Source organism: Pseudomonas sp. 1 (assembly GCF_056626735.1).
In genome coordinates, this window is sequence record NZ_JBWXMQ010000004.1 from 197,307 (window position 1) to 211,901 (window position 14,595).

12 protein-coding genes are annotated in these 14,595 nt (G+C 62.7%); 8 read left to right on the forward strand and 4 right to left on the reverse strand.

Annotated features, from left to right (window positions below; all coding sequences use genetic code 11):
• Positions 1-150 precede the first annotated feature (150 nt).
• Positions 151-3,063, reverse strand: coding sequence for an aminotransferase (locus tag AC1MDC_RS08280; protein WP_085698030.1), 2,913 nt, complete (start codon positions 3,061-3,063; stop codon positions 151-153).
• A gap of 179 nt (positions 3,064-3,242) precedes the next feature.
• Here AC1MDC_RS08280 and rfbC point away from each other — a divergent pair, with 179 nt between their 5' ends.
• From rfbC to AC1MDC_RS08300, 4 genes are all read left to right on the forward strand, one after another.
• Positions 3,243-3,788: a dTDP-4-dehydrorhamnose 3,5-epimerase gene (gene rfbC, locus AC1MDC_RS08285; protein WP_085698029.1), complete on the forward strand. Its 546-nt coding sequence runs from the start codon at positions 3,243-3,245 to the stop codon at positions 3,786-3,788.
• A gap of 106 nt (positions 3,789-3,894) precedes the next feature.
• The gene (locus tag AC1MDC_RS08290; protein ID WP_085698126.1) at positions 3,895-5,703 is read left to right on the forward strand and encodes a sensor histidine kinase; all 1,809 of its coding nucleotides are present in this window, start codon (positions 3,895-3,897) and stop codon (positions 5,701-5,703) included.
• On the forward strand, positions 5,700-7,088 hold the full coding sequence (locus AC1MDC_RS08295; protein WP_480392821.1) for a sigma-54-dependent transcriptional regulator: 1,389 nt from the start codon (positions 5,700-5,702) through the stop codon (positions 7,086-7,088). The genes AC1MDC_RS08290 and AC1MDC_RS08295 overlap by 4 nt, the downstream gene beginning before the upstream one ends.
• Before the next feature lie 40 nt (positions 7,089-7,128).
• Entirely contained in the window at positions 7,129-7,584 is a 456-nt protein-coding gene (locus AC1MDC_RS08300) for a YiiD C-terminal domain-containing protein (protein WP_085698027.1), read from the forward strand.
• A gap of 13 nt (positions 7,585-7,597) precedes the next feature.
• Here AC1MDC_RS08300 and cysQ read toward each other — a convergent pair whose 3' ends face one another.
• Complete coding sequence (gene cysQ / locus AC1MDC_RS08305; RefSeq protein WP_480392869.1) at positions 7,598-8,431, reverse strand: 3'(2'),5'-bisphosphate nucleotidase CysQ; 834 nt, start codon at positions 8,429-8,431, stop codon at positions 7,598-7,600.
• A 5-nt stretch (positions 8,432-8,436) separates the two neighbouring features.
• Positions 8,437-9,003 carry an ADP compounds hydrolase NudE gene (nudE, locus tag AC1MDC_RS08310; RefSeq protein WP_064382762.1) on the reverse strand — a complete coding sequence of 189 codons (567 nt, stop codon included), beginning with the start codon at positions 9,001-9,003 and terminating at the stop codon, positions 8,437-8,439.
• An 88-nt stretch (positions 9,004-9,091) separates the two neighbouring features.
• Here nudE and yrfG point away from each other — a divergent pair, with 88 nt between their 5' ends.
• A complete protein-coding gene (gene yrfG / locus AC1MDC_RS08315) occupies positions 9,092-9,754 on the forward strand; it encodes a GMP/IMP nucleotidase (protein WP_085698025.1) in 663 nt (220 codons plus the stop codon).
• Between the two features lie 70 nt (positions 9,755-9,824).
• On the opposite strand, the gene lysM is transcribed toward yrfG, so the two are convergent.
• Complete coding sequence (gene lysM, locus AC1MDC_RS08320) at positions 9,825-10,265, reverse strand: peptidoglycan-binding protein LysM (RefSeq protein WP_085698024.1); 441 nt, start codon at positions 10,263-10,265, stop codon at positions 9,825-9,827.
• A gap of 137 nt (positions 10,266-10,402) precedes the next feature.
• Between lysM and AC1MDC_RS08325 the strand changes: the two genes are divergently transcribed.
• The 3 genes from AC1MDC_RS08325 to AC1MDC_RS08335 all read left to right on the forward strand — a co-directional run bounded on the left by AC1MDC_RS08325 (position 10,403) and on the right by AC1MDC_RS08335 (position 14,567).
• The gene (locus tag AC1MDC_RS08325) at positions 10,403-11,290 is read left to right on the forward strand and encodes a LysR family transcriptional regulator (RefSeq protein WP_064382760.1); all 888 of its coding nucleotides are present in this window, start codon (positions 10,403-10,405) and stop codon (positions 11,288-11,290) included.
• 92 nt (positions 11,291-11,382) lie between these two features.
• Complete coding sequence (fdhD, locus tag AC1MDC_RS08330; RefSeq protein ID WP_085702727.1) at positions 11,383-12,222, forward strand: formate dehydrogenase accessory sulfurtransferase FdhD; 840 nt, start codon at positions 11,383-11,385, stop codon at positions 12,220-12,222.
• Positions 12,219-14,567 (forward strand): FdhF/YdeP family oxidoreductase, encoded by a 2,349-nt coding sequence (locus AC1MDC_RS08335; protein WP_227234130.1) that lies wholly within the window; start codon positions 12,219-12,221, stop codon positions 14,565-14,567. Before fdhD ends, AC1MDC_RS08335 begins: the two co-directional genes overlap by 4 nt.
• The last annotated feature ends 28 nt before the right edge of the window (positions 14,568-14,595 follow it).

Genomic DNA, 14,595 nt, shown 5'->3' on the forward strand with positions numbered 1-14,595 from the left:
TTTTTTCAACACGCCGTACAGAATTGGACGACGGACTATGGCGACTTTATAAACGATAAATATCGGCTTTAGAAGCCATAAACAAAAAACAATCCCAATTTAACCCGTTAAATATCGATACAAATCGGTATTTAACGGGTTCGAAACGCCTTAGAGTCCTTCTTCCAGCACCTTCACCAGCATGTCGACGAAGAAATCCACACTCTGACGCGAGGTGACCATCGGCGGCTTGATCTTCAGCACGTTCAGATAATCACCGGTCGGCTGCATGAAAATTCCCAACTCGCGCAGGCGATCACACAACCGCGTGGTTTCCTCGGTCGCCGGTTCCAGGGTTTCCCGATTGCGGATCAACTCGACCCCCAGGTAGAACCCGGAACCGTGCACCGCACCGACCAGCGGATATTGATCGATCAACGCCTCCAGCCGCGCCTTGAAGTGCGCGCCGACCACCTGGGCGTTTTCCCAGAGTTTTTCTTCTTCCATGACATCCAGCACCGCCATGCCGATCTGGCAGCTCACCGGACTGCCACCGGCGGACGAGAAAAAATAGCCCTCGGCTTCCAGCGCCTCGGCGATTTCCCGGCGGGTGATCACGGCGCCCAACGGCTGGCCGTTGCCCATGCCTTTGGCCATGGTGATGATGTCCGGCACCACGCCTTGCTCCTCGAAACCCCAGAAGAAGTGGCCCATGCGCCCGTAACCGACCTGCACCTCATCGGCGATACACACGCCGCCACGGGCGCGCACCATTTCATAGACCTTTTTCAGGTAACCCGGCGGTAGCGAGATCCCGCCCGCGTTGCCATAGACCGGCTCGCAGATGAACCCTGCCAGTTGACGTTTCTGCTCATCGATCTTCGCCAAATGCTGTTCGACGCTGCGCACGTAATCCGGCGCCGAATCCGGGCCGCGAAATTCGCCGCGATAGGTGTTGGGAGCGGTCACCGCATGTACCCAGTCCGGGCGACTGCTCAGGGCCTGCGGGTTATCGGCAATCGAGGTCGACACCGCATCCGCCCCTACCGTCCAGCCGTGATAGGCCTCCAGCACGCTGATCATGTCGCGTCCACCGCTGGCGGCCCACGCCAGACGAATCGCCAGGTCATTGGCCTCGCTGCCGCTGTTGACCAGGAACACCCGATCCATGCCCTCCGGCGCCAGTTTCAGCAAGCGCTCGGAAAACTCGGCGACCGCCGCATAGTTGAATCGCGAGTTGGTATTGAGCAGCGACCACTGCCGGCTCGCCACCGCCGCCATGCGCGGATGACCATGACCGAGCACCGCGACGTTGTTGAGCATGTCGAGATAGGAGCGGCCCTGCATGTCGATCAGGTGATTGCGCCAGCCACGTTCGATGCGCGGCGGGTCGACGTAATAGTGTTTCTGGGTGCGGGCGAAACTGGCGTCGCGGCGCGCCAGCAGGGTCTTGGCGTCCAGTTCCGGCTCGGCGTCGCAGGCCAGGCCCAGCAGCGCTGCCGGCGACGGGGACAACGCCTGCCACGCCGGCGCACGGCTCGGTGTACAGAACAGCGGCGCCTGCAGATGCGCATCGCGAACCCACTGCACAATCAACGGACCGTCCACCGAACCCAGCACCTGGCCTTTGACCAGCGCTGCGCCGCTGTGCAACGAAGGCTTCACACCGAGCAAACGCAAGCTCAGTTGCGGGCCGTCGAGTCGCAGCGCGCCGTCAGCCGACAGGTGAAATACGCCAGCAAACGGTGCTTCCACCGTAGAACCCTGGGGCACATGCAATTCAACGTGCAGCGGGAATGTCTCTGGCTCTTCGGCACTGTCGGGCCGGGTGCGCGACAACCGGTATTGCCCGTATCGACTGGACGCCAGGCCATGGATAGCAGCAGCTTCACTCAACAGACGCTGATCGATGCCAGGCTGCTCCCAGTTGCCCGCCTCGAAGTGCGCACTCAACACCCCCAGATCGATCAACGCGAACTCGCGCCCGACCAGACCGGGCAACAACGGCGCAAAGCCTTCACTGTCGATGGCCGGTAACGTCTGCCCCACTGCCGTGAGAATCGCCGCCTCCATCAATGCCAGCGGCACCGAAGTGGCGACCCGGAAGATTTCCCATTCGTGGGTCAGGTTGTCGCGGCTGTAGGTGTTGCCCGGATCGATGCTGACCTGTTGCTCGCCACTGAGCACCAGCACCGCCGCCCGCGCCACGATCAGCGGCCACAGCGCCAGAAGCTCTTCGCGTTGCAGCGGATTGACCGCGTGATAGGCCTGCACCGCCGGCAGAATCACGAACGGATCGCCGGCGGCGTGGTGCAGCAGCGCGGCGCAGGTGACCGACAGATCGGTGATGCGCCAGGTGCGCACCAGATCACCGAAATCGATGACGCCCTGCAACTGCCAGTGGCGCCGTGCGTCACGCTGCCAGACCACGTTGTCATCGGTGATGTCCATGTGGATCGCCTGCACCGGCAGCTTTTCCACCAGCGGTTGCAAACGAAGCCGGGCCTGCTCGCCAGCCTCGGCGATCAGCGCACGCTGGCGTTCGTCTTCGATCACCGGCAGCAGGTGCTCGATCAGGGCGCTGGCGTGGCGCGCATCCCATTGCAACGTGCGCTCAAGCCCCGGATGATCGAAACCGGCGAGGGCCAGATCCATTTCGCCGCAAAGTCGACCGAAGCCGGCGACAACCTCATGGCCAAGATGATCAAGGGCCGTCAGCGGCTGCCCCTCGATGTAATCGAGCAGCCGCACATGCACCGACTCGCCCTCGACGTCCAGCGTCAGCAGGTCAGCGCCGTTGCTGGCCGCAATCACCCGAGGCACCTTCACCGCGCCCTGCTCGGCCAGGTACTTGAGGCCCGCATGCTGGGCTTGCAACTCCACCAGCGAATAATCGCCCCGGCAGATCTTCAATACGAACCGCCCACGCTCGCTGTCGACCCGGTAATTGAGGTCCTGTTGGCTGCCCAGAGCCAGTAACGTGCCGTTCAAGCCGTAATGCTGCGCCAGCAGATGCCGGGCCTGCTCCAGCGAAACCTGAGGACTGGGCAAACTGGCGCGATGAATCAACGTGGCGAACGACATGGAACGACCCCTGAAATTTTATTAGGCGCCTATATCGCCATTGCTTCGGGCGATAAGCAACCCCCGACCATCCGTCCCCCGACACGCAGCGAGGCAGATGGATTTGCATGCCCCCCTCGCACCCAACGGCACTTTGCGCAAGAATGTCGGCCATTCAAACCTGCCACTGGAATATCCCGATGAATGTAATCCCCACTGACCTGCCTGGTGTCCTGATCATCGAACCCAAGGTGTTCGGTGACGAGCGCGGGTTCTTTTACGAAAGCTTCAATGCCCAGGCCTTTCAGGACGCGACCGGCCTCGACACGCAGTTCGTGCAGGACAACCATTCGCGCTCGCAGAAAGGCGTTCTGCGCGGGCTGCATTACCAGTTGGAAAACACCCAGGGCAAACTGGTCCGCGTCACCGTCGGCGAAGTCCTCGATGTCGCCGTGGATATCCGCCGCAGCTCGCCGCATTTCGGCAAGTGGGTGGCGGTGCGTCTGTCTGCCGACAACCATCGTCAATTGTGGGTACCGGAAGGTTTCGCCCACGGTTTCGTGGTGCTGAGCGAATTCGCCGAATTCCTCTACAAGACCACCGACTACTACAACCCGTCGTCCGAGCGCAGCATTCGCTGGGACGACCCGGACCTGGGCATCGACTGGCAACTGGATGAAGCGCCAAAACTGTCGGCCAAGGATCAGGCTGCCGCCCTCCTCAAGGACGCCGATGTCTTTTCCTGAAGTCCTGTGTGAATCTTCAGCGCCGCTGCACACCGGGCCACGGGTGCGCAGACTGCGCCTGCAAGCCTAGGCATAATGCGCCTGTACCCACAGGCGCTCGATGCTCATGACTCCAACCCTTCCCCGCCGCCCTCGCTGGCGCAGCCTCGCCCTGCTGGCCCTGTGCCTGGCACCGCTGCTGTGGCCGCTGGAACATCTGGCCGAGCGTTATTACCGCAGCGAACTGGCCGGCCAGAACCGCCAGACCCTCGACCTCTACGTCGCCAACCTGCTGGGCACGCTGCATCGCTATGAGGTGCTGCCACAAATCCTCGGCGACCTGCCCGCGCTGCGCGCAGTGCTCGGCGCGCCGGACGACGGCGTCACCCAGGGCAATGCCAATCGCCTGTTGAAAAACATCGCCGCGCAGACCGGCGCCGAAGTCATGTACCTGATGGACACCAACGGCCGGACACTGGCGGCGTCGAACTGGGACAAGCACGACAGTTTCGTCGGGCGCAATTTCTCTTTCCGGCCCTACTTCAGCGAGGCCATGGCCGGCCGCCTCGGGCGCTTCTTCGGGTTGGGCACCACCTCCGCCAAGCGCGGCTACTTCTTCGCCGCCGCCGTGCGCAGCGGCGAAAAAATCATCGGCGTGCTGGTGATCAAGGTTGACCTCGATCACACCGAAAGCCTGTGGGGCAAAACCCCGGAACAACTGCTGGTGACCGACCACAACGGCGTGGTCATCCTGACCTCGCGCCCGGAATGGCGCTTTCGCGCGACCCGCCCCCTGAGTGATACCGAACGTGCGGCGATTACCGCGATCCAGCCCTATCCGACCCGCGAGCCACGCCCCTTGAACCTGAGCCCGACCGCATGGCTGCCGCAGACCCAGGACATCGCGGAAACCGGCTGGAGCGTCAGCATCCTCGCCCCGCGCACATTGATCGACCGGCCGGTGCGCACCGTGGTGGCGATCGGCGGCGCCACCTTGCTGGTGGTGATGCTGTTGCTGGGCCTGATGATGCAGCGTCGTCGTCATTACCTGGAACGCATCGCCTTCGAAGCCAAGGCCCGACGGGAACTTGAGGGCCGGGTTGCCGAGCGCACCAGCGATCTCGAAGGCCTGAACCGGCGCTTGAAGCAGGAAGTGCTTGAGCGTGAACAGGCGCAGCAGGAACTGGTCCGCGCCCAGGACGATCTGGTGCAGGCCGGCAAACTGTCGGCGCTGGGGACGATGTCGGCGAGCATCAGCCACGAACTCAACCAGCCGCTGGCGGCGATCCGCAGCTACGCCGAGAACGCAGAAGTGCTGCTCGACCATGAGCGGACCGAAGACGCTCGCGGCAACCTCAAACTGATCAGCGAACTGACCGGGCGCATGGCCTCGATCATCGCTCACCTGCGCGCCTTCGCCCGCCGCGACCGCCACGCCCCGGAAAGCGTCGCCCTGCAACCGGCGCTGGATGATGCACTCGCCTTGCTGGCCAAACGTCGCCGCAGCATGGACGTCGAACTGATCCGCGACCTGCCCGCCGCGACCTTGTGGGTCGAGGCCGGGGAAACCCGGCTGCGTCAGGTGCTGGGCAACCTGCTGGCCAACGCCCTCGACGCCCTGACCGAGAAAGGCCCGCCGCGCAAATTGTGGCTGAGTGCCGAATCCACCGACGAAGGCGTCAACCTGTACATTCGCGACAATGGCCCGGGTTTCTGCATGGAAGCCCTGGGCCGAGCCAGCGAACCGTTTTACACGACCAAGACCCGCACGCAGGGTCTCGGTCTGGGGCTGGCCATTTGCGAAACCCTGATGCGCGCCTTCGGCGGCGAACTGTCGTTCGCCAACCACAAGCAAGGTGGCGCCTTGATTACCCTGCGGCTGCGCGCCGGCGCACCCGGGGTCAGCCTGCAACCGTCCGAGGATCGAAGCGCATGACCATCGACAACCGCATTCAGGTGGTGCTGATCGACGACGATCCGCACCTGCGTCAGGCCCTCGGCCAGACTCTGGATCTGGCCGGCCTGAAAATTCTGCCGCTGTCCGAAGCCAAGGGCCTGGCCGCGCAACTGGAGCGCGACTGGCCGGGTGTCGTGGTCAGCGACATCCGCATGCCCGGCATGGATGGCCTGGAACTGCTGAGCGAACTGCACGCTCAGGATCCGGAGCTGCCGGTGCTGCTGATCACCGGCCATGGCGACGTGCCCCTGGCCGTGCAGGCCATGCGCGCCGGTGCCTATGATTTTCTGGAAAAACCCTTCGCCAGTGACGCCCTGCTCGACAGCGTGCGTCGCGCCCTGGCTCTGCGGCGTCTGGTGCTGGACAACCGCAGCCTGCGCATGGCCCTGAGTGATCGCAACGAATTAAGCGCGCGGCTGGTCGGTCAGTCCGCGCCGATGTCGCGCCTGCGCGAGCAGATCGGCGCACTGGCGGCGACCAAGGCCGACGTGCTGATCCTCGGCGAAACCGGTGCGGGTAAAGAAGTCGTCGCCCGCGCGCTGCATGATCTGTCGAGTCGGCGTAACGGCCCGTTCGTGGCGATCAACGCCGGAGCGCTGGCCGAGTCCGTGGTCGAAAGCGAGTTGTTCGGCCATGAGCCCGGCGCCTTCACCGGCGCGCAAAAGCGCCGGATCGGCAAGTTCGAATTTGCCAACGGCGGCACACTGTTCCTCGATGAAATCGAGAGCATGAGCATGGACGTGCAGGTCAAACTGCTGCGCATGCTGCAGGAGCGCGTGGTCGAGCGTCTGGGCGGCAATCAGTTGATCCCGCTGGACATTCGCGTCATCGCCGCCACCAAGGAAGACCTGCGCCAGGCCGCCGATCAGGGGCGTTTCCGGGCGGACCTGTATTACCGACTCAACGTGGCGCCGCTGCGCATTCCGCCACTGCGTGAACGGGGTGAAGACGCGCTGATGCTGTTCCAGCATTACGCCGACGAAGCCAGCGCCCGCCATGGCCTGCCACCGCATGAATTGCAGCCGGCGCAACGGGCGTTGCTGCTGCGGCATTCATGGCCGGGCAACGTGCGGGAATTGCAGAACGCGGCGGAGCGTTTTGCCCTCGGCCTGGAACTGGCACTGGACAACACGCAGCCCGATGGCAGCCCCGGCACCAACGTCGAAATCACGGCGGGAGGGCTCAGCGAGCAAGTGGAAAACTTCGAAAAATCGCTGATCGCCGCCGAACTGGCCCGCTCTCACAGTTCCGTGCGCAGTCTCGCCGAAGCCCTGGGCATTCCGCGCAAGACCTTGCATGACAAACTGCGCAAGCACGGGTTGAATTTCGCTGGCAGCGGCGGCCATTCCGACGAGTCCGAATGAAGCACGCTCAATTCACTTTTCTGCCGCAAGAGGTCCGGGCATGAAGCACGACAGTCGTTATCTGGAATCGGTCCTTCACCACGACATTCCGCTGACCCGGGACATGGGCCTCAAAGTCCTCGACTGGCATGAGCAGCAACTGCGCCTGCACCTGCCGCTGGACGCCAACGTCAATCACAAGAGCACCATGTTCGGCGGCAGCCTGTATTGCGGCGCCGTACTGGCGGGTTGGGGCTGGTTGCATTTGCGCTTGAAAGAGGAAGGCATCGAGGAGGGACACATCGTGATCCAGGAAGGACAGATCAGTTATCCACTGCCGGTGACCGGTGATGCCATTGCGATCTGCCCGTCACCGAGCGCTGCGGTGTGGAAGAAATTTCTGACGATGTATCAGCGCTATGGACGGGCGCGACTGACGCTGCACACGCGGGTCGTCAATACGGGCAGCGATGAAGATGCGGTGACGTTCAGCGGGCAGTACGTCCTGCACCGCTGAAGAGTGAGCGAGCTTACGTGCGGGCGAGTTCCAGCAGCTTCGTCCGCCAGGCGGCTTTCGCCGGCAATGCCAGGAAGAAACCGTTCAATAACGACTCCCGTGGCGGGTAACAGAATGCTTCGCCGCTCAGGTCGAGCACCTCGCCGCCGGCCCCTTCCAGCACACCCTGCGCCGCCGCCGTGTCCCACTGCGAAGTCGGCGCCAGACGCGGGTAACAATCGGCAGCACCTTCAGCCACCAGACAGAACTTCAGCGAACTGCCGATATTGGCCAGTTGCAACTCGCCAAGACTGGCGCTCAAACCGGCCAGCAGACGTTCCTGTTCCGGGCTCGAATGACGACGGCTGGCAACTACGGTGAAGGCTTCACCAGGCCCCGGCACGTCACGTACCTGAATCGCCACCGGTGTACCGCCCGTGTCGCCGCGCCAGGCACCCAGATCCGCGCCGCCGACGTAGAAGCGGCCGTTGGTCGGCATCGACACCACACCGAACACCACCCGGCCGTTTTCGATCAGCGCGATATTGACGGTGAACTCTTCGCTGCCGCTGATGAACTCCTTGGTGCCGTCCAGCGGGTCCACCAGCCACCAGCGCTGCCAGCCCTCGCGCACGCTTTGCGGGATGTTGGCATCCTCTTCGGACAGCACCGGAATGCTCGGATCCAGCGCCGTCAGACCAGCGACGATCACATGGTGAGCGGCCATGTCCGCCGCCGTCACCGGCGAATCATCGGACTTGGCGGTGACCGCCACACCGGCGCGCCAGAACGGCAGGATCGCCTCGCCGGCCCGCAGGGCCAGCTCGACCACCGGCGCCATCAACGGATGGGGAAAATTCATAGACATCTCACTCATGACTGAAAAAATCCGCGCTGGGTCAGCAGATCGCGGGTCAGGTACAACGCCGCCAGGGCGCGTCCCTCACTGAAATTCGGATTCTGCGCCAGCGCCGACAACTCCCGCAGGTTGACCTTGTCCACGCGCATCGGCTCAGGTTCGTCGCCTTCAAGACGCTCTTCGTACAGGTCGGTGGCCAGCACCACCTGGATCTTCTGGCTCATGTAACCGGGCGACAATGACAACTCGGTCAGATGCTCCAGCTGACGCGCGCCGTAACCGGCTTCTTCCTTGAGCTCACGCTCGGCGGCGGCCAGCACGTCTTCGCCGGGTTCGATCAGGCCTTTGGGCAGCGACAGCTCGTACTCGTCGGTCCCGCCGCAATATTCCTCGACCAGCACCGCATGCTCGGCATCAAGCATCGCCACGATCATCACCGCGCCATAACCGGCGCCCTTGCCGACCAGCCGCTCGTAGGTACGTTCCACGCCGTTGGAGAAACGCAACTTCAGCTCTTCGACGCAGAACAGTCGGCTGGTGGCGACGATCTCGCGGGCAAGTACGGTGGGTTTCTGGCGCATGCAAAGCTCCTTGGCGTGAACGCGCTACTATAACGCGGCTTTTCCGATTGTTTGCGTCGGATATCTTTCTACCGTTCGAGACGTTGCCATGCCTTCATTACCGTGGTCCGACATCGATACCGTTCTGCTGGACATGGACGGTACGTTGCTCGACCTGCACTTCGACAACCACTTCTGGCTGGAGCACCTGCCGCAGCGCTACGCCGAACTGCATGGCGTGAGCCGGGCCATGGCGGAAATGGAATTGCAGCCGCTGTTCGAGCGCCATGCCGGTCAATTGCAGTGGTATTGCCTGGATTTCTGGAGCGCGGAACTGAAGCTGTCGGTGCGTGAACTGAAACTGGAAACCGCCCACCTGATCGCCCTGCGCCCGGACGCCGACACGTTTCTGGAGGCGATCAAACGAGCCGGCAAACGTGTGGTGATGATCACCAACGCGCACCGCGATTCGCTGTCGCTGAAACTGGAACGAATCGAACTGGCGCCGTACTTCGAGCGGCTGATCAGCTCCCACGATTACGGTTTTCCCAAGGAAAACCCGCAATTCTGGGACGCCTTGCAGGCCGATATCGACTTCGACCCGGCACGCAGCCTGTTCATCGACGACACCTTGCCGATCCTGCGCAGTGCGCGGAATTTCGGCGTGGCGCATCTGTTGGCCGTGAAGGAACCGGACAGCCGCAAAGGGCCGAAGGACACCGGGGAGTTTGCGGCGGTCGAGGATTATCGGGATTTGATTGCCGGGCTCTGATTGCCGAGCGCTGATTGCCGAGCGCTGAAGACTGCGGGAGCTGCTCAAGGCCGCTCCCGCAGGCGTGCGGTTACTCGGGAATACGCAGCGTCTGCCCCGGATAAATCTTGTCCGGGTGTGACAGCATTGGTTTGTTGGCCTCGAAGATCTTGTTGTACTGATTGGCGTTGCCATACACCGCCAGGGAAATCGCGCTGAGAGTGTCGCCCTTCTTCACGACCACAAAACGCGCCGCCGCCACCACCGGCCCGGTCACGGTGATCTGGTCATCGACGCTGCCGACACCGGCAATGTTGCCCACTGCCAGCAGAATTTTCTCTTTCTCTTCCTGGCTCGCCACTTCACCGGTGACCGTTACCTTGTCACCGTCCACGGTCGCCTGGACATTCGGGTTACCCAACCCGACCTTGCTGATGTGTTCCTTCAGTTGGTCGCTGGCATTGGCGTTGCCGGGGGTCAGCAGGTCGAGCAACTTCTCACCGGCCTCTTTCACAAAGCTCAAAAGACTCATAGCACACACTCCTTGATTTAAGTTCCAGACGCCCAAGCCTAGACCACGCCGGACAAACCCGGTTGCGGCCCGACCAATGACCCTGCCCCCGCGCAAGCGGTAGAATCGCCCACCCTTGCCAGCGCCCCGGAGCGAAGATGGACATCAAGCAGCTGAAATTCCTCATCGCCCTCGACGAAACCCGCCATTTCGGCCAGGCCGCCGCCCGCTGCCACATTACCCAACCGACCTTGTCGATGCGTCTGCGCAGCCTCGAAGAAGAACTCGACCTGCCACTGGTCAACCGTGGCCAGCGCTTCGAAGGTTTCACCGCGCCGGGGGAACGGGTGCTGGCCTGGGCGCGCACGGTGCTGGCGGCCTATGACGGTTTACAGGCGGAAGCGGCGGCCTGTCGCGGCAACCTGATCGGCACCCTGCGGCTGGGCGTGGTGCCGTTGTCGAGTTTCGATGCCTTGCCCTTGATGCAACGCCTGCATGCGCAACACCCGAACCTGCGCTTTGAACTGTCCTCGCTGAGCTCCGAACAGGTTCTGGAGCAACTGGCGAACAACCGCATCGACATTGGCGTGTCTTACCTGGATCGCCTCGACGGCGAGCGTTTTGAATCCCTGGCGTTCAGTGAAACGCAGATGGGCCTGCTCTACGACCAGCGGTTCTTCAGCTTTGGCGAAGCACCGCTGAGTTGGGAATCGCTGATCGAACTGCCCCTGGGCATGCTCACCAGCGGCATGCACTTTCGCCAGTCCATCGACCACAACTTCCACAGCCGAGGTCTGACGCCGCAACCGTTGCTGCAAACCGATGCCGTTCACCAATTGTTGCAAGCGGTGCATGGCGGCCTCTGCTGCGCGGTGATGCCACTGGATGGCGGTCTGGAAAACCTTACGGATAACCTGCGCCTGCAACCTATCGAAAACGCCCAGACCCTCGCCCGACTCGGCCTGATCATGCGTCGCGGAGCACCACGGTCGGCGCTGGCCGAAGCCTGTTTCGCGCTTTATCAAAAATCACCAACGGACGCTTGATCGACGGCATCTATCGAAGCATCGACACTAGCGATTAGACGCGACAACTTGCCGCGCCTAGTCTTAACGTTGATCAATCCGTCGGTGATGCCATGAACGCCAAGCGCCCGGCTTGCGCGGCGCCTGCTCTCGAAACGCCCGCGCCTGCTGCCAGTCAGACCTACAGTTACAGCGATCTTCCCCTCACGGAATCGGCCAGCACCGCGCTGGCCGAAGAGGTCGCGCTGGCGATTGCCTACAACGGCATCAGTCAGGCCGTGATGCTGGTGACGCCGACCGACCTTGAAGACTTCATCGTCGGCTTCAGCCTCGGCAGCGGCATCATCGAAGACGCTTCGGACATCTACGACCTGCAACTGACCGGCTCGGGCTCGGCGCAATACGCGCAAGTGACCATCGCCAACCGCGCCTTCTGGAACCTCAAGCAACAGCGTCGGCAACTGGCCGGCACCAGCGGATGCGGGTTGTGCGGCGTGGAAGCGGTGGAACAGGCGCTGCCTGATCTCAAGGTTTTACCCGGCGCCCCCTTGCCGCCCATCGAATGGCTCGACGGTCTGCGACAGCGCATCGGCGCGTTTCAGCCGCTGGGCCAGCACTGCGGCGCGGTACATGCGGCGGTGTTCATGAACGCCAGCGGTGAATTGCTGCTGGGTCGCGAAGACATCGGACGGCACAACGCCCTCGACAAACTGATCGGCGGCCTGATCCGGCAAAAGATATCCACAACGGGCGGCCTGGCGATTGTCACCAGCCGTTGCAGCCTCGAGTTGATCCAGAAAGTCCTTCGGGCCGGGATTCAGACCCTGGTCAGCCTGTCCGCGCCCACCGGCCTCGCCGTGCAATGGGCCCGACGCCATAACCTCAATCTCATCCACCTGCCGCAAAAAAACGCGCCGCGGGTGTATAGCCCAGAAATGGAGAAACACCCGTGAGCCAACACCATCAAGCCGACCAGAAACCCGTTCCGCGCTACAAGCCTTACAAGGGCCCAGCCGGTGGCTGGGGCGCACTGATCAGCGTGGCCCAGGCCTGGCTGACCAGTGACAACGCGTTGAAAAACCTGCGCGCGATGCTCAAGACCAACCAGAACGGCGGCTTTGACTGCCCGGGCTGCGCCTGGGGTGATTCGCCGGAAAGCGGCATGGTCAAGTTCTGCGAGAACGGCGCCAAAGCGGTGAACTGGGAAGCGACCAAGCGTCGGGTGGACGGCAAATTCTTCGCCAAGCACAGCGTCACTGCGTTGCTGGAGCAGAGCGACTACTGGCTCGAATATCAGGGTCGTCTGACCGAGCCAATGGTCTATGACGCCGAAACCGATCACTACAAGCCGATCAGTTGGGACGATGCCTACGCGCTGATCGGCAAACACCTGCAAGGGCTGTCGAGTCCGGATCAGGCCGAGTTCTACACCTCGGGCCGCGCCAGCAACGAAGCGGCGTACCTGTATCAACTATTCGTGCGCGCCTTCGGCACCAACAACTTCCCCGACTGCTCGAACATGTGCCACGAGGCCAGCGGTGTTGCGCTTGCGCAAAGCGTTGGTGTCGGCAAAGGCACCGTGACCTTCGATGACTTCGAACACGCCGATGCAATTTTCGTCTGGGGCCAGAACCCGGGCACCAACCACCCGCGCATGCTCGAACCGCTGCGCGAAGCGGTGAAACGCGGCGCTCAGGTGGTGTGCATCAACCCGCTGAAAGAACGCGGCCTGGAGCGCTTCCAGCATCCGCAGCACCCGATCGAAATGCTCACCAACGGCGACAAGCCGACCAACACCGCGTATTTCCGCCCGGCACTGGGCGGCGACATGGCGGTACTGCGCGGCATGGCCAAGTTCCTGCTGCAATGGGAACGCGATGCGCAGAAGGCCGGTGCGCCGGCGGTGTTCGATCACGACTTCCTCAATGAGCACAGCGTCAACGTGCTGGAATACCTCGGTGTCGTCGACGACACGCCGTGGGAGCAGATCGTCGCGCAGTCCGGCCTGACGCTGGTGGAAATCGAGCAAGCGGCGCGCATGTACGCCAAAGGCAAGAACGTGATCATGTGCTGGGCGATGGGCATCACCCAACATCGTCATTCGGTGCCGACCATCCAGGAAATCGCCAACCTGATGCTGCTGCGCGGCAACATCGGCAAGCCCGGCGCCGGTCTGTGCCCGGTGCGTGGCCACAGTAACGTGCAGGGCGACCGCACCATGGGCATCAACGAGCGTCCGCCGGTGGCGTTCCTCGATTCCCTGGAGCGTCGCTTCCAGTTCAAGGTGCCGCGCCACAACGGGCACAACGTGGTCGAAGCGATTCACGCGATGGCCGAAGGCCGCGCCAAGGTGTTCATCGGTCTGGGCGGCAACTTTGCCCAGGCCACGCCGGACAGCTCGCGCACCTTCCAGGCGCTGAGCAACTGCGACCTGACTGTGCAGATCAGCACCAAGCTCAACCGCAGCCATCTGGCCCACGGCAAGGACGCGTTGATCCTGCCGTGCCTGGGCCGTACTGACATCGACATCCAGACCGAAGGCCCGCAGGCCGTCACCGTGGAAGATTCGTTCAGCATGGTGCACGCTTCCAACGGCCAGTTGCAGCCGCTGTCGAACCAGATGCGCTCGGAGCCGTCGATCATCGCCGGCATCGCCGCCGCAACCCTGGGCAGCAAACCGGTGGACTGGAACTGGCTGGTGGCCGACTACCGACGCATCCGCGAACTGATTGCCGACACCATCCCGGGCTTCAAGGATTTCAACGAGAAGGTCAAGAACCCGGGCGGCTTCTACCTCGGCAACAGCGCCGGCGCGCGCAAGTGGAACACCACGTCGGGGCGGGCCAACTTCAAGCCGAACATGCTGCCCAAGGACCTGATCCACGAGCGCACTCGCGCTACCGGCAAACTGCCGGACCTGATCCTGCAATCGATGCGTTCCCACGATCAGTACAACACCACGATTTATGGTCTGGACGACCGTTATCGCGGCGTGAAGGGACAGCGTGATGTGCTGTTCGCCAACGAAGCCGACATCATTCGTCTGGGCTTCAAGCCGGGGCAAAAGGCTGACATCGTGTCGCTGTGGGACGATGGCCGCGAGCGTCGGGTGAAGGGCTTCACGCTGCTGGCGTTCGACATTCCGGCGGGGCAGGCTGCGGCTTATTACCCTGAGGTGAATCCGTTGGTACCGCTGGAAAGCACCGGCGATGGCAGCCATACGCCGACGTCGAAGTTCATCGCTATCCGGCTGGAAGCGGCGAGTGAGACGGGGCTGATTATGGCCAGATCGGCCTGATAGAAAACTTTTCTGCGCCCACAAAAAA